The organism is Streptococcus ruminantium (assembly GCF_003609975.1).
In the GTDB taxonomy this organism is placed as follows: Bacteria; Bacillota; Bacilli; order Lactobacillales; family Streptococcaceae; genus Streptococcus; species Streptococcus ruminantium.
This window is the reverse complement of sequence record NZ_AP018400.1, coordinates 1,348,666-1,363,279: the sequence shown is the minus strand read 5'-3', so window position 1 is coordinate 1,363,279 and position 14,614 is coordinate 1,348,666. Positions and strand designations below refer to the sequence as shown.

The following is a 14,614-nucleotide window of genomic DNA, read 5'->3' as shown; positions in this document are numbered from 1 at the left end:
AGTGATATACTGTAAGTGAATAAGGATGGGTCAAGGGGAAATTTATCTATCCGAGAAGAATCTGAAAGAGGTGTATCCAATCGATTGGGAGGGCTGGTAAAGAGTACCTAGAGTTTATTTTAGAACGGTTATCAATTTTAGGAGGTATTCGTTATCGCGCCATGATGGGGGAATATATTCTTTATTATCAAGGGAAAGTCATTGGTGGATTATATGATAATCGTTTACTGGTTAAAGCTGTTTCATCGGTGCTGTCATATGTTTCCAATCCAAATTTAGAAGTTCCATATCAGGGAGTCAAACCTATGTTTTAGTAGATGATGTAGATGATGAGATTTTCTTGACAGGTCTTTTTCAAACGATGATTGCTGAAGTATTGACACCGAGGAGAAGAAAAAAGGTAGAAAGTGCGGAGTGATATGATGGAGTGGATATTCTTTGATTTAGGCTCAACTCTTTTAGACGAAGAGGAAGCGTATAGTCATTACGTGAAAGAGTGTGTGAAAAGGTTGCAGTTTCTTGGAAGAGATGGTTCTTTCAATTTTTATTGTAAGAAAATGGAGGAGTTTGCTCGTGGTGGAGGAGACCCGATTAAGGAGACGTGGAACTATTTTGCTCCAAATGAAAAACGTCCTTTGTGGACAAATGAGGGGGTCAGACTCTATCCGGTAGTAAAAGAAGTTCTTGAAAAGCTATCTAGTAACTATCAGTTGGGGATTATTGCGAATCAATCTGGTGGAGTCAGGGCCTTACTGGAGGACTGGGGAGTGCTATCCTACTTTCAGTTAATTATCTTGTCTGAAGAGATTGGGTTCACTAAGCCAGATCCGACTATTTTCAAACTTGCTTTGGAAAAGGCAGCTACTTCGGCAGATAAAACTATTTATGTCGGCGATCGATATGATAATGATATTTTGCCTGCAAAATCTCTTGGAATGCGAGCAGTTCGAGTGATGACTGGACTGGGGAGATTGGGAGTAGAGGATGGGAAGTGGAAGAGTGATTGGCAGATTGACTCGCTTCTAGAACTGATCGCTATGATTGATAGTCAGCGACAATCGTTTGAAATGAACTGTTCCTTGTAAAGGAATGTTATATAGTAGATATAGGTGGAACAAATCTGCGTAAAAGTTTTTAACAGAGTAAGAATAATTTCTAGTGGTACGGAAAAAAGAAAACTAGACTGATTGTTCAGCCTAGTTTTTGATATTGTTAGAACAAGCCTTTAACCTTGTCCAAAAGACCGTTCACACCCTCAGAGCCAGATAACAAGTTTTTAGCTTGTTCTAGGTATTCTCCGAGTTGGTCTTTGTTTTCTTCGATAAATTGTTTCGCACCGTCAAAGTCTTTGTTTTCAACTAGTTCTTTGACCTTGTTAAAAAGTTCTACTGGATTCATGTTGGAATCACCTCCTATAAAATTATTAAACCAAAATTTGATTGATTTTACAAGGAGTTTATCTTATGAGAATGTAACACAAACAGCCTCAGGAACATAGAAGTCGTGAGAAAGCTCAGTTAATTGTCCAGTCTTTGAGTCCCTTGCAAAAACAGTCGCATTGTCAGAATCTTGATGGACAACAATGACATGTTTTTCATCAGGGCTGAGGGTGAAATCCCGTGGGGTTGTTCCGCCTGTTGGGACAATTTCTACTAGTTCTAAGCTGGCATCGCCGAGTGTTTTGTAAACTGCAATAGAATCATTCCCACGATTAGAACCGTAGACAAATTTTCCGTCTCTTGTGATACGAATAGCAGCAGTGCCATTGAAGCCAGTATGCTCTTTAGGGAGAGTGGAAATGGTTTGCATCAGCTCGAATTGTCCCCAACCGTCATAGATAAGAACTTCAATAGTAGAATTAAGTTCGCAGATTAGGTAGGCAATTTTGGCTACGGGATGAAAAACAATATGGCGTGGGCCACTACCTGAAGTGGCTTGGTAAGTAGCTAATTTTTCGAGTTCTCCCTGATCCGATACCCTATAAGTAACCACTTGGTCACAGCCCAAATCGCAGGTTACTAAGAATTTATCCGGTGTCAAATTAGAAAAATGAACATGGGCGGAGACTTGATTTTCATGCGGTCCAGAACCTTGGTGTTGTACAAGGTCAGCTAGTTCTAGTGATCCGTCTGTCAGTTGTTTGTACACTAGGACTTGTCCCTTATGGTAGTTGGAGGCGTAGACTAAGTTGCGTTCTTCATCCACAGCAACATAGCAGTGTGGAGCGCCCTCGGATACCACATGGTTGAGTGGAGTAAAGTCAGTCCTGAAAGCAGCGATGCCTCCTAGACCATTTTCTGCTCCAACAGAGTAAAGGTACCCTGATTTATCAAAGGAGAGATAGGTAGGATTTGGTTCTTCAGCAACTAATTCTAAGTGGCTTAATTTTCCTTTTTCAGAGTCAAATTGTGCTTTGTAAATTCCTTTGGATTCTCGTTTTGTATATGTACCGAAATAGATTGTCATAGCGTACCTCGTTAATTTTTTGTCACAAAATATTATACCATAATCTGCTCCAAGAATATTTAGATAAAATGATGATTATAAGATAAATTTTAAGTAGAATCAGCAATCATCAATATAGTACCCTAACTCAGTCAGAGGAGTAAAATTGCGACTATTTAAAATAAAAAACTAAAATACACCTCTCACCATTATCATGTAGTTGTTTGGATGGAGAAGTTCGTTATAATTTATTTGAAAGAGTAAGAATATGTGACAGGAGTAGATTTATTTTAGTAAGTATCACCAATTTAGCCTGAACAATAGGCACAGTAGTGACAATCTGGTTATCGTTCTATTTTATTTTTACGTAAATGATATGATAGACTATTAGTTATTAAATGGTATAGTGTATTGCTTAATGTCAATAAAAATCTGAAAATTCAAACAGATGTTTTGAGATAGTTTTATGTTGAATCATGTTACAATAGATAAAAAGAAGAGGAGTATGTTAGATGGACGATAAGAATCAAAAATTTGGCTGGACTTGGTTTTTCCGTTTGTTCTTAAACAGTCAGGCGGTCACGTTTTTATTGGTGATGTTGCTAGCCTTTCTTACCATATTTGTTTTTAGTAAGATTAGTTTTTTGTTAAAACCTGTGGGAAGTTTTTTAGAAATTATACTCTTGCCTATGATTTTGACAGGATTACTATATTATCTGCTGAATCCAATGGTGGATTGGATGGAAAAGCATAAAATCCCTCGTACGGTCGGTATTTCCATTCTTTTTGTTTTAATTAGTCTTTTAATTGTTTGGGGATTGGCTGTGGCTATTCCAAGTATCCAAGAACAGGTGACTTCTTTTGCGAGAAGTTTGCCCTCAAATATTCAGAGAATTGAAGGCGAGGTAACTAGTCTTCTTCAAGATGATCGTTTTGAGCAGTTTAGGCCAACTGCTCTAGAGATGGTCAATAAGGTAAATGATCAAATTGTGACTCATGTTCAGAAATTCTCTTCAAGTGCAGTTAACTGGGCTAGTAATATTATTTCAACAACTTCACAGATTATTGTTGCGATTATGATTATGCCGTTCATTCTTTTCTATCTATTGAGGGATGGCAAAGAGTTGAACAACTATATCACACAGTATTTGCCAACCAAGTGGAGAGAACCGATTGGAACTGTTTTAACAGATGTGAATGGGCAGCTCTCTAATTATGTCCGTGGTCAGGTGACAGTGGCCATTATTGTAGCACTAATGTTTTCTTTGATGTTTTCTGTTATCGGACTGAGTTATCCGGTCACTTTAGGGGTATTGGCAGGTTTTTTAAATCTTATTCCTTTTATGGGCTCTTTCTTGGCTATGATTCCAGCAGTGATTTTAGGCTTGATTGCCGGACCGATCATGCTTATCAAGGTTTTAGTAGTCTTTATGATTGAGCAAACGATTGAAGGACGCTTCGTGACTCCGCTGATTATCGGTAACTCACTCAACATTCATCCGATTACCATCTTGTTTGTTTTACTAACTGCGGGTCAAATATCTGGTATCTTGGGAGTGCTACTAGGTATCCCAATCTATGCATCTATCAAGGTGTTGGTTAAGGCAATATTTGAATGGTATAAAACGCATAGTGATTTGTATGAAAATGAAAAAGATGAGGTTGTGAATGAACAATAGTGAAAAAATGATGGTTTGTCTGGAACAGCAGGATTTGGGAAAGGCTAATAAGTATTTTAACCGAGCCTTGATTGAGGATGATCCAGGTACACTCTTATCTTTAGCTGCTTATCTGCAAGGTATTGGTTTTTTTCCTCAGGCAGGTCAAATCTATACTCAAATCAAGGATGAATTTCCGGAGGTGGCAATCAACTTAGCCCAGATTGCTTTTGAAGATGGGTTGGTAGAAGAGGCTTTTGGTTATTTGGAAGAGATTCCAGAAGAGAGTTTGGTTTATGTAGAAGCTTTATTGGTCAAGGCAGACTTGTATCAGGCAGAAGGCTTGGCAGATGTGGCGCGTGAGAAGATGTTGGAGGCAAGTCGAATATCGGACGAGCCAATTATTCTATTTGGTTTGGCTGAATTGGATATGGAATTAGAGTATTTCAAGGAAGCTATTTCTTACTACGCTCAACTGGATAATCGTGAAATTTATGAACTGACGGGGATTTCGACCTACCAGCGAATTGGGCTTGCTTATGCTAGTCTGGGAAAATTTGAGGCAGCGATTGAATTTTTGGAAAAAGCTGTTGAGTTGGAATATGATGATCAGACGGTTTTTGAGTTGGCTGCTCTGCTATTTGAAAAAGAAGAGTATCAAAAGGCCAATCTCTATTTTAAACAGCTTGATACAATCAATCCTGATTTTGAGGGGTACGAGTATGTCTATGCTCAGTCTTTACATGCAGAGCATAAGTTGGAAGAAGCTTTGGAGATGACAGAAAAGGGGCTATCTAGGAATGGTTTTGATGCCAATCTCTTGCTTCAGGCTTCACAATATGCTTATGAGTTACATGATAAAGAAGCTGCTGAAAATTACTTGCTCAAAGCGAAAGAACTAGTAGATGATAACAATGAATTGCTTTTGCGTTTGACGAATCTCTACCTTGAACAAGGAAGATTTGAAGAGGTTGTAGCTCTGTTTAGTGAGGATTTGGACAATGTTTTAGCTCGTTGGAATGTGGCTAAAGCTTATCAGGCTTTGGAAGAAAGTGAGCGTGCCCTCGCTCTTTATGATGAATTGGTTGTGGACTTGGCAGATAACCCAGAATTTTTGGCTGATTATGTGGAAGTTTTACGTCAACTTGGTCGATTGGAAGAGGCGAGAATGCAGGCTAGTCGCTATATCCAATTGGTTCCAGATGATTTGGCGATGCAAGAGTTTTTAAATCAAGGGTAGAGCATGCAGGTAAAGCGATTATTTCAATACAATACATTAGGAGCTTTGATGGCGGGTTTGTATACTGGTTCTTTGACAGTTGGTGAACTGCTAGAACATGGAGACTTGGGACTAGGAACTTTGGATTCCATTGATGGTGAGTTGATCATTTTGGATGGAAAAGCCTATCAAGCAAAAGGCGAAGGCGACAGAGCAGAAGTAGTGGAAGTTCCTGCGGATAGAAAGATTCCTTATGCAGCTGTTATTTTTCATGAGGCAGAAGTTATTTTTAGGCAACGCTTTGAGATGACCAGTGATGAGTTGCATCAGCGTATAGAGTCTTACTATGATGGGGAAAATCTTTTCCGTTCTCTCAAAATAAGGGGGACATTTTCACAGATGCATGTGCGCATGATTCCCAAATCAACTTCAGAAGTTCGATTTGCAGAAGTCGCTAGCCGACAACCAGAATATACCGTAGAGAATATTTCGGGGACGATTGTTGGAATTTGGACACCAGAAATTTTCCATGGTATTAGTGTAGCCGGTTACCATTTGCATTTTATTTCGGATGATCGAACGTTTGGGGGCCATGTGATAGACTACGTTATCGCTGAAGGGAATGTCGAAATCGGACCGGTAGATCAGCTAGATCAACGCTTTCCTGTCCAAGACCGCCAGTACCTCTTTGCAACAGTTGATGCTGAGGAAGTCAAAAAGGATATAGATAGGGCTGAGTAGTTCAGAAAACTGTGAAAATTTGAAGTAAAAAATGACTGAAACAGGCGGTCAAACTAGTCAAGTAAATCAAGATATGTATGCTTTAGCTTTTATCAAGAAGAACCTCCAACAGTTAATCAATCGAATGACATTCTTAATGAACAAGTAAAAAAATCCATGAATCAGACTTTCATGGATTTTATTTTGTCTGCTGTTGGAGTGACACGGAGTGTTTTTTGTCCACGATAGGTCACAAAGCCCGGTTTCCCGCCAGTTGGTTTGTGAAGTTTCTTGGCTTCAATCATATCAACTTGGACAAGATTAGAATGTCTAGCTTTGGAGAAGTAGGCTGCAAGTTCTGCTGCATCGGTCTTAACCTCATCACTAGGATCCAAATTCCCTGTAATAATCACATGGCTACCAGGAATATCTTTAGCGTGGAACCAAAGTTCCCCTTTTTTAGCTATTTTGAAGGTCAACTCATCATTTTGTAAATTATTTTTTCCAACTAGAATAATAGTTTTTCCATCCGTTGCCAAGTAGCGTTCTGGTTTCTGGCGTCTATGAATTTTTTCACGGTGACGGCGTTTGAGGTAGCCTGTCTCAATTAGCTCCTCACGAATTTCATCAATCTCTGACAAACTTGCTTGCTCTAGCATAGTATCCACAGACTCCAGATAGGTGATGGTTGCCTTGGTTTCCTCAATCAAGGAAGTCAGATGTTTGACAGCTTCTTTGAGTTTCTGGTATTTCTTAAAATAACGCTGGGCATTCTGGCTAGGTGTTAAGGCTACATTCAATTCAATTTCAAGTTCCTCACCTGTATAGTAATTGTCTAAGATTACACTCGCTTGGTTATTAGGAACCTGATGAAGATAGGTTGTTAACAGCTCTCCTTTTTGCCGTACCAATTCCGCTGTTTCGGTATCCCTCAACTCTTGTTCCTGTTTCACTAACTTTTTACGATTTTTTTCAAGCTCACTAGTCACTCGCTTAATCAATTCATTGGCTTGCTGGGAAACGCGATCGCGTTCAGCCTTATCTTGGTAATAGAAGTCTAACAGATCTCCTAGACTTTTAAAAGCTGGTTCATTTTCAGGACTATTGGCAAATGGCAGAGCAGCATAGGATTTATCTGTCAGACTCGCTTGTGTTGGCTGGTTAAAGAAGGCTCGGAAGTTCTTTAGACGATTGCTAGTCAGATGGCCAGCTAACTCGTCTGCTGTATCTCGTCCTAGTCCTTGAAAAAGTTGTTGGAGATGCTTGGCACTGAGCTCTTGAGTAGACAAAATTTCAAATAGTTTTTCGTCAGACACTGTGTAAGGATTGAGTGAATTGGTTTTCGGTGGGTAAATATAGGTTGAACCCGGTAAAAGTGTTCGGTAAGAATTTTGTGAAAAACCAACATGCTTAATCGCTTCAATAATCCGATGTTCCGATTTATCAACTAGAATAATATTGCTATGTTTGCTCATGATTTCGACAATTAAAGTCGCTTGAATATGATCGCCAATCTCATCTTTATTGGACACAGAAAACTCCAAAATACGGTCATTTTCCAACTGACGAATTTCTTCGATAACAGCTCCCTGTAAATACTTTCGCAGAATCATCGTGAAGGTATTTGGCACTTTTGGATTGGAAAACTCGGTCTGTGTCAACTGTACCCTTCCGAACATGGGATGGGCAGATAGAAGCAATTTGTGACTTTGGCGGTTGCTACGAATAGCGAGAACAATTTCCTGTTCAAAAGGCTGATTGATTTTCTGAATCCGCCCACCTTCCAAATTAGTTTTGAGTTCCTTTGTTATATGATGTAAAAAAAATCCGTCAAAAGACATGCTTTCCCTCTTTCTCTCCTGAAATCTAGCTCTGTCTAGTATATCATATTTTACAGATTTATAGATTTGGGTAATAGTCCATGAGTTAAGGTTCATTTGTAAAAAAGTTTTCAGAAAATTTAATCAAAAGTCTTGACAAAGATTTTCGGATACCGTATAATCAAACGTAATCAGAAGAAGTAGTAGGGCAGAAGTCTTCAGGGAGCCTGTGGTAGCTGTGAACAGGTGGCGGAGTTTTATGAAATGGGCTGATGAGATTGTTTTGTGCCAGAATCTTCAACCTAGGATAAGATGGGTTGATGTAGCTAATATACTAGTGGTATAGCAATAGAGCTAGTGCAGTCATAGGTTAAAACAATCAACGAAAATGAACTGAAAACAATGACAGTTCGGTTTGCACACCTTACAGTGCGACTCCTTGTTAGAGGAGAAGAGATATGGGAGGATTTTAGACAAATTCCCATAAGTGAGGTGGCACCGTGTCATTGACGCCCTCGCAGGATATTTTCCTGCGAGTTTTTTTCATTGTCTTATTCAGTTACTTTTATGTTGTGCTATGATAGCCCCACTCTTCATTTTTCCCCTAAAAGTAATCTAAATTTGACAATAACTTAGTAATAGAATGAGGTAATGCTGATGAAACGATGGCGATGGTGGAATAGTGATTTGGTGACATGAATGATTAGTGCTAAAAGGAGATAAGATTATGATAAAAAATAAAAAATTATTGACTACGATACTTGCCTTAACGGCAATGGTAATTGCTGCCCTCTTTATGACACAACAAGAAAGGAGTAGACAGGCAGCAACAACTGAAAAAGTGAAAATTGGGGTCCTCCAGTTTGTGACCCATGATTCCCTTGATGAAATTTATAAAGGAATTAAGGCTGGTCTGAAAGATGGAGGCTATGCAACAGCGGATAATCTTGTCATTGACTTTATGAATGCTGAAGGGGATCAGTCACAAGTTCAGACTATGAGCAAAAAGTTAGTGGCAAATGACAACCAGCTATTGATTGGTATTGCGACACCTGCAGCTCAGGGATTGGCGAATGCGACAAAGGAATTACCGATTATCATGGGAGCTGTGACAGATCCAATCGGTGCCAATTTGGTGACAGATTTGAAAAATCCTGCGGGTAATATCACCGGTGTTTCTGATCAAACCCCAGTAGCAGATACTGTTTCTCTTATCAGACAAATTACACCAAGTGCTAAAACGATCGGTGTTCTTTATTCCTCCAACGAGGACAATTCCAAAATTCAAGTGGCAGAGTTCAAGAAAGCTGCTGAAAAGGCAGGTTATACAGTCCTGGAATACGCTGTAGCCTCTAGTAATGAAATAGCTTCAACAGTCGAAGTGGCAAGTGGAAAGGCAGATGTACTCTTCACACCGGTTGACAATACAGTGGCTTCTGCCTTTTCGACAGTAGTCTCTGTTGCCAATAAGTCAAAAACTCCTATTTTTACTAGTGTAGAAGATATGGTGGCAGATGGAGGTATTGCTTCTGTAACACTTGACCAATATGATCTGGGCGTGGCAACTGGTAAGATGGCTGCTAAGGTATTGGATGGTGCTAATCCAGCTCATACCCCTGTTCAGATTTTTCATCAAGGAAGTGTTGTAGTGAACCAGAAAGCTGCAAAAGAGTTGGGCATTGTCTTGTCCAAAGATGTCCTCAATAAGGCAAGTAAAGTTATCGAATAAGAAAAGGAAAAATATGATTGTATCAACTATATCACAGGCCCTCTTGTGGGGCATACTCGGTTTGGGAATATTTATCACCTTTCGGATTTTGAATTTCCCCGATATGACGACAGAGGGGTCTTTTCCTTTAGGAGGAGCTGTGGCTGTTACTCTGCTAACTCAAGGAGTACATCCTATCTTGGCAACGCTGGCAGCAGTGATGGCTGGTTGCTTGGCTGGTTTGGTCACAGGCTTATTATATACTAAGGGTAAAATTCCGACTCTCTTGGCTGGAATCTTGGTTATGTCTTCTTGTCATTCCGTCATTCTCTTCATTATGGGGCGGGCAAATTTAGGTTTGCTCCATGCTGGTAGACTCCAAAATCTTCTCCCCTTCTCTAACCAGGTCAATGAATTGCTCCTAGGATTATCAAGTATAGTTTTTGTGATTACTAGTCTGATGTTCTTCCTATATACTCAACTTGGGCAGGCATTTATCGCTACAGGAGATAACCCAGAGATGGCTCGTAGTTTTGGTATCAACACCAGTCGAATGGAATTAATGGGGCTTATCCTGTCAAACGGTATCATTGCCCTTTCTGGAGCTTTGATTGCACAGCAAGAGGGTTACGCGGATGTCTCTCGTGGTATTGGGGTTATCGTGGTAGGGATGGCTAGTCTGATTATAGGAGAAGTTATTTATGGAAATCTGACTATGCTAGAGAGGTTTTTAGCTATCGTGGTAGGTGCCATTTTTTATCAGTTTCTGATTCTGCTGGTGATTTCCCTGGGCATCAATACTAGCTATCTCCGTATCTTCTCAGCCATGATTTTGGCGGTCTGTCTTATGGTACCTGAGTTCAAGAAAAAAATCATGAAGGGAGCAAACTTATCACGATGAGAGCAATTGTTGAATTAAAAAATGCTACCAAGGTGGTGACCAGTGGTTTTGATGAGGAACGGGTCATTTTAGACAATGTTAATTTAACCATTTACCAAGGTGATTTTATCACTATTTTGGGTGGAAATGGAGCTGGTAAATCAACCCTTTTTAATGTTATTGCAGGAACTCTAGCTTTGACTAGTGGTACAGTGCATATCTTAGGTGAGGATGTAACCAACTGGTCAGCAGAAAAGCGTGCCAAATACCTAGCACGTGTCTTTCAAGATCCAAAAATGGGAACAGCACCGCGAATGACAGTGGCTGAAAATCTGCTCATTGCCAAACATCGTGGAGAAGGGCGGAACTTGATTCCACGCAGATTGTCCCAGCATATAGAAGAGTTTGAGCAACTCCTGCCAAAAGTGGGAAATGGTCTTGAGAAACACTTGGATACGCCAGCGGGTCTTCTATCTGGGGGGCAGCGTCAGGCACTTAGTCTTTTAATGGCTAGTTTGAAGCAACCAGACCTCTTGTTACTAGATGAGCACACAGCAGCTTTGGACCCTAAGACCAGTCAGTCGCTAATGCAATTAACTAGTGAGTGGATTGAAAACAAAGGGATGACTGCCCTCATGGTAACCCATCGAATGGAAGATGCTCTTGCTCATGGGAATCGTCTGATTGTCATGAAGAATGGCCGGATTATTCAAGATCAGACCACAGAAGAGAAATCTCAAATGAAACTGGAAGATTATTATAAATTATTTGATTAAAGGTCTGGGATAATCCAGACTTTTTACATTATCCTTTGGTTTTATCGCGAAATAAGGTATAATTTAACTAACATCTAGATGAGGCCTCATTATGGAAAATCTTGTTTTTGAACGGTTAGCACAACTGGGAATGAATTATGAAATCGTAGAGCATCCTGCAGCTCTGACAACGCAAGACGCGGATCGTTATATTGAAGGACTAGAAGGAGTCCGTACTAAGTCCATGTTTCTGACAAATAAGAAGAAAACAGCCTATTATTTACTGATTATGGATGACCAAAAACAGTTGGATATGGACTTGTTTCGTGAGTTGGTTGGAGCTAATCGTATTCGGATGGCATCAAGCGATAGCCTGATGGAAAAAATGCAGCTGCCTGCTGGCGTTGTATCTGTATTTGGTTTGCTGAATAATCCTGAAAGAGATATTCAAGTTTATTTTGATAAGGAAATTCTATCGGATCCTATCTTGACCTTCCATCCTAATGTCAATACTAAGACTATTTTTATAAAGACAGAAGATGTATTACGATTCGTAGAAGAAATCGGTTTTACAGCCCATATCATTGAACTATGAGGATGATGATACTGGGGTGAAAGTGAGGAAGTTTCCTGTCTGAAGAAAGATTACGGTTAGAGATAAGGGGAAACTCTGTTGATTTTCAGCAGAGTTTTTTGTAAATTTTCCTGAAAAAATGTATAATGATAGTGATAGCTATTTAGCAGACTGTAATTCGACTTGGGAGACCTTCCAAGGACCGTTAGTAAAAAAATAATGAGACATCTGTAAGATGTCCACAAAGGAGTAAACATGACTACCATAAAAATCATGGCCCTCGGTGGTGTACGTGAGAATGGAAAAAACCTCTATATTGCCGAGGTGAATGAACATATTTTTATTCTAGATGCCGGAGCAAAGTATCCTGAAAATGAACAATTGGGTGTCGATGTAGTTGTCCCAAATTTTGACTATCTGGAAGAAAATAAACATCGTGTGGCAGGAGTCTTTCTGACACATGGACACGCAGATGCCATCGGAGCACTTCCTTATCTTTTGGAAAAAGTGAAGGTTCCAGTATTTGGTTCACATTTGACTATTGAATTGGCTAAATTGTTGGTCAAAAGTAACAATGCAACAAAGAAATTTAACGATTTTCATATTATCAATGCAGAGACAGAAATTGATTTCGGTGATTCAGTCGTTTCCTTCTTCCAAACGACTCACTCTATTCCAGAGAGTTTAGGAATTGTTGTCAAAACTAACGAAGGAAATATCGTCTATACAGGAGATTTCAAGTTTGACCAAGCAGCAGACGAGTTTTATCGAACCGATTTTGGTCGTTTAGCTGAAATCGGAAATGAAGGAGTTCTAGCCCTCTTATCCGACTCAGCCAATGCTGACAGCAGTATTCAATTAGCTAGCATGCACGAAGCAGGCGAAGAAATTCTTAATACCATTGCAGACTGTGATGGTCGTGTGATTGTTGCAGCTGTAGCCAGCAATATTGTTCGCATCCAACAGATTTTTGATGCGGCTGAGGCAACTGGGCGTCGTGTTGTTTTGACGGGATATGACGTAGAAAACATTGTTCGTACAGCTATTCAGTTGAAAAAACTTCGTCTCGTTAGTGAACATCTCTTAGTTAAGCCTAAGGATATGGGCAAGTATGAAGAACATGAACTGATTATTCTAGAAACAGGTCGCATGGGTGAACCATTGAATGGTTTACGTAAGATGGCTATTGGTAGGCACCGCTATGTTGAAATCAAAGATGGTGATTTAGTCTACATTGTTACAACACCAAGTATTTCAAAAGAAGCAGTAGTTGCTCGTGTGGAAAACCTGATTTACAAGGCTGGCGGAACGGTCAAATCTATTACCAAAAACCTCCATGTGTCTGGACATGGAAATGCGCGTGATTTGCAATTGATGCTCAACATTATGAAACCTAAGTATCTCTTCCCGGTTCAGGGAGAGTACCGTCAACTTGATGCTCATGCCAAGGCTGCACTAGAGATTGGCATGTTTCCAGAGAATATTATCATTGTTAAACGTGGTGATGTTATGTCCTTTGAAGCGGGTGATTTTGTCCATAGCGGAGCGGTTCCTGCTGGTGATGTCATGATTGATGGAAATGCCATGGGTGATGTTGGAAATATTGTCCTTCGTGACCGGAAAATCCTCTCTGAAGACGGTATTTTCATTGTTGCCATTACCGTTAACCGCCGTGAAAAGAAAATTATTTCTAAAGCCAAGGTCAATACACGTGGTTTTGTCTACGTCAAAAAGAGTAAGGACATTCTGCGAGAAGCTTCAGAATTAGTTAATGCAACGGTAGAAAATTATTTTACGAAGGATAGTTTTGATTGGACAGAGTTAAAGAGTGCTGTTCGTGATAGTCTCTCGAAGTTCCTTTTTGACCAAACTAAACGTCGCCCTGCCATCCTACCAGTGATTATGGAAGTTAAGTAAAAAAGTTCTATTTTCTTTGAAAAGCACTTAGTTTTTATCGACTATAGGTACAAAATTGTATAAGAGCCAGAGGAAACTCGGGCTCTTTAGAATAGGAGAATTGATCATGGCTATTATGAAACTTGAGTATCATTCAGAGGTACTAGACATGTCCAGACAGGTCAATGTTCTCTACCCGGATCGCAATCGGGTGGAAAATCCTGATGATACAGATATTCCAGTCCTCTATCTTTTGCATGGGATGGGTGGCAATCATGATTCCTGGCTCAATCGTTCGACCATTGAGCGGTTGGTGCGCTATACCAATCTTATTGTCGTTATGGTAAATACGGACAAGGGCTGGTATACCAACACGACCTACGGAATGGACTACTTTGATGCTATTGCAGTAGAACTACCACAAATCCTCAAGCGTTTCTTCCCTAATATGTCGGATAAGCGAGAGAAAAATTTTATTGCCGGTCTATCTATGGGAGGCTATGGAGCTTTCAAGATAGCCATGTCTACCAATCGTTTTTCTTACGCAGCCTCCTTGTCTGGTGCTCTGTATTTTGATTTTGATAATCCAGCGGCAGAAGAACTCGGTAGTTTCAATTACTGGAGTGGTGTATTTGGTGACATTTCAAATGTTAAAAATCCAAATAATTTGCTGGAAATTGCCAAGCAATCAGACAAAAAGACAAAATTTTATGCCTGGTGTGGAGAGGAAGACTTTCTTTTTGAAGGTCATGAAAAAGCCGTTCGTCAGTTGAAAAATCTAGGCTTGAATATTGAAGCAAGTATCGGACCTGGCAAACATGAATGGTACTACTGGAACCAGCAGATAGAGAAAGTTTTAGCCTGGTTACCTATTGACTTTGAACTGGAAGAAAGGTTATCCTAGAACTTTAAGGAAGAGTTCAAATGGGCCTATACTGA

At 39.9% G+C, this 14,614-nt stretch carries 13 protein-coding genes and 1 pseudogene; 11 read left to right on the top strand and 3 right to left on the bottom strand.

All coding sequences use genetic code 11. The annotated features are described in order from the left end of the window. Positions 1-83 precede the first annotated feature (83 nt). Positions 84-418: pseudogene (locus SR187_RS10235) on the top strand (TfoX/Sxy family protein). 1 nt (position 419) lies between these two features. Further along, positions 420-1,085 carry an HAD family hydrolase gene (locus tag SR187_RS06460; protein WP_120171900.1) on the top strand — a complete coding sequence of 222 codons (666 nt, stop codon included), beginning with the start codon at positions 420-422 and terminating at the stop codon, positions 1,083-1,085. 127 nt (positions 1,086-1,212) lie between these two features. Here SR187_RS06460 and SR187_RS06455 read toward each other — a convergent pair whose 3' ends face one another. Together SR187_RS06455 and SR187_RS06450 are read right to left on the bottom strand one after the other, a co-directional pair. After that, positions 1,213-1,398: a hypothetical protein gene (locus SR187_RS06455; protein WP_024531915.1), complete on the bottom strand. Its 186-nt coding sequence runs from the start codon at positions 1,396-1,398 to the stop codon at positions 1,213-1,215. Positions 1,399-1,461: 63 nt separating this feature from the next. After that, positions 1,462-2,466, bottom strand: a complete 1,005-nt coding sequence (locus tag SR187_RS06450; RefSeq protein WP_120171899.1) for a lactonase family protein — start codon at positions 2,464-2,466, stop codon at positions 1,462-1,464. Between the two features lie 491 nt (positions 2,467-2,957). Here SR187_RS06450 and SR187_RS06445 point away from each other — a divergent pair, with 491 nt between their 5' ends. The 3 genes from SR187_RS06445 to budA are packed head-to-tail and all read left to right on the top strand — an operon-like array spanning position 2,958 to position 6,063. Continuing rightward, entirely contained in the window at positions 2,958-4,124 is a 1,167-nt protein-coding gene (locus SR187_RS06445; RefSeq protein WP_120171898.1) for an AI-2E family transporter, read from the top strand. Further along, positions 4,114-5,343 (top strand): tetratricopeptide repeat protein, encoded by a 1,230-nt coding sequence (locus SR187_RS06440; protein ID WP_120171897.1) that lies wholly within the window; start codon positions 4,114-4,116, stop codon positions 5,341-5,343. The genes SR187_RS06445 and SR187_RS06440 overlap by 11 nt, the downstream gene beginning before the upstream one ends. Positions 5,344-5,346: 3 nt before the next feature. Then, entirely contained in the window at positions 5,347-6,063 is a 717-nt protein-coding gene (gene budA / locus SR187_RS06435; RefSeq protein ID WP_120171896.1) for an acetolactate decarboxylase, read from the top strand. Between the two features lie 161 nt (positions 6,064-6,224). Here budA and SR187_RS06430 read toward each other — a convergent pair whose 3' ends face one another. Then, positions 6,225-7,883, bottom strand: coding sequence for an Rqc2 family fibronectin-binding protein (locus tag SR187_RS06430; RefSeq protein ID WP_120171895.1), 1,659 nt, complete (start codon positions 7,881-7,883; stop codon positions 6,225-6,227). Between the two features lie 706 nt (positions 7,884-8,589). Between SR187_RS06430 and trpX the strand changes: the two genes are divergently transcribed. The 6 genes from trpX to SR187_RS06400 all read left to right on the top strand — a co-directional run bounded on the left by trpX (position 8,590) and on the right by SR187_RS06400 (position 14,579). After that, positions 8,590-9,591, top strand: coding sequence for a tryptophan ABC transporter substrate-binding protein (gene trpX / locus SR187_RS06425; protein WP_120171894.1), 1,002 nt, complete (start codon positions 8,590-8,592; stop codon positions 9,589-9,591). Positions 9,592-9,604: 13 nt separating this feature from the next. Then, positions 9,605-10,471 carry an ABC transporter permease gene (locus SR187_RS06420; protein WP_024531921.1) on the top strand — a complete coding sequence of 289 codons (867 nt, stop codon included), beginning with the start codon at positions 9,605-9,607 and terminating at the stop codon, positions 10,469-10,471. Then, the gene (locus SR187_RS06415; protein ID WP_024531922.1) at positions 10,468-11,226 is read left to right on the top strand and encodes an ABC transporter ATP-binding protein; all 759 of its coding nucleotides are present in this window, start codon (positions 10,468-10,470) and stop codon (positions 11,224-11,226) included. The genes SR187_RS06420 and SR187_RS06415 overlap by 4 nt, the downstream gene beginning before the upstream one ends. Positions 11,227-11,317: 91 nt before the next feature. Further along, the gene (locus SR187_RS06410; protein WP_120171893.1) at positions 11,318-11,800 is read left to right on the top strand and encodes a prolyl-tRNA synthetase associated domain-containing protein; all 483 of its coding nucleotides are present in this window, start codon (positions 11,318-11,320) and stop codon (positions 11,798-11,800) included. A gap of 234 nt (positions 11,801-12,034) precedes the next feature. Then, entirely contained in the window at positions 12,035-13,696 is a 1,662-nt protein-coding gene (locus SR187_RS06405; RefSeq protein WP_120171892.1) for a ribonuclease J, read from the top strand. A 106-nt stretch (positions 13,697-13,802) separates the two neighbouring features. Then, positions 13,803-14,579, top strand: coding sequence for an alpha/beta hydrolase (locus SR187_RS06400; RefSeq protein ID WP_120171891.1), 777 nt, complete (start codon positions 13,803-13,805; stop codon positions 14,577-14,579). The last annotated feature ends 35 nt before the right edge of the window (positions 14,580-14,614 follow it).

What these genes read in the sequence shown, in the direction of transcription:
- SR187_RS06460 (WP_120171900.1), top strand. Translation starts at nt 420, where the DNA reads ATGATGGAGTGGATATTCTTTGATTTAGGCTCAACTCTTTTAGACGAA.
- SR187_RS06455 (WP_024531915.1), bottom strand. Translation starts at nt 1,398, where the DNA reads ATGAATCCAGTAGAACTTTTTAACAAGGTCAAAGAACTAGTTGAAAAC.
- SR187_RS06450 (WP_120171899.1), bottom strand. Translation starts at nt 2,466, where the DNA reads ATGACAATCTATTTCGGTACATATACAAAACGAGAATCCAAAGGAATT.
- SR187_RS06445 (WP_120171898.1), top strand. Translation starts at nt 2,958, where the DNA reads ATGGACGATAAGAATCAAAAATTTGGCTGGACTTGGTTTTTCCGTTTG.
- SR187_RS06440 (WP_120171897.1), top strand. Translation starts at nt 4,114, where the DNA reads ATGAACAATAGTGAAAAAATGATGGTTTGTCTGGAACAGCAGGATTTG.
- budA (WP_120171896.1), top strand. Translation starts at nt 5,347, where the DNA reads ATGCAGGTAAAGCGATTATTTCAATACAATACATTAGGAGCTTTGATG.
- SR187_RS06430 (WP_120171895.1), bottom strand. Translation starts at nt 7,883, where the DNA reads ATGTCTTTTGACGGATTTTTTTTACATCATATAACAAAGGAACTCAAA.
- trpX (WP_120171894.1), top strand. Translation starts at nt 8,590, where the DNA reads ATGATAAAAAATAAAAAATTATTGACTACGATACTTGCCTTAACGGCA.
- SR187_RS06420 (WP_024531921.1), top strand. Translation starts at nt 9,605, where the DNA reads ATGATTGTATCAACTATATCACAGGCCCTCTTGTGGGGCATACTCGGT.
- SR187_RS06415 (WP_024531922.1), top strand. Translation starts at nt 10,468, where the DNA reads ATGAGAGCAATTGTTGAATTAAAAAATGCTACCAAGGTGGTGACCAGT.
- SR187_RS06410 (WP_120171893.1), top strand. Translation starts at nt 11,318, where the DNA reads ATGGAAAATCTTGTTTTTGAACGGTTAGCACAACTGGGAATGAATTAT.
- SR187_RS06405 (WP_120171892.1), top strand. Translation starts at nt 12,035, where the DNA reads ATGACTACCATAAAAATCATGGCCCTCGGTGGTGTACGTGAGAATGGA.
- SR187_RS06400 (WP_120171891.1), top strand. Translation starts at nt 13,803, where the DNA reads ATGGCTATTATGAAACTTGAGTATCATTCAGAGGTACTAGACATGTCC.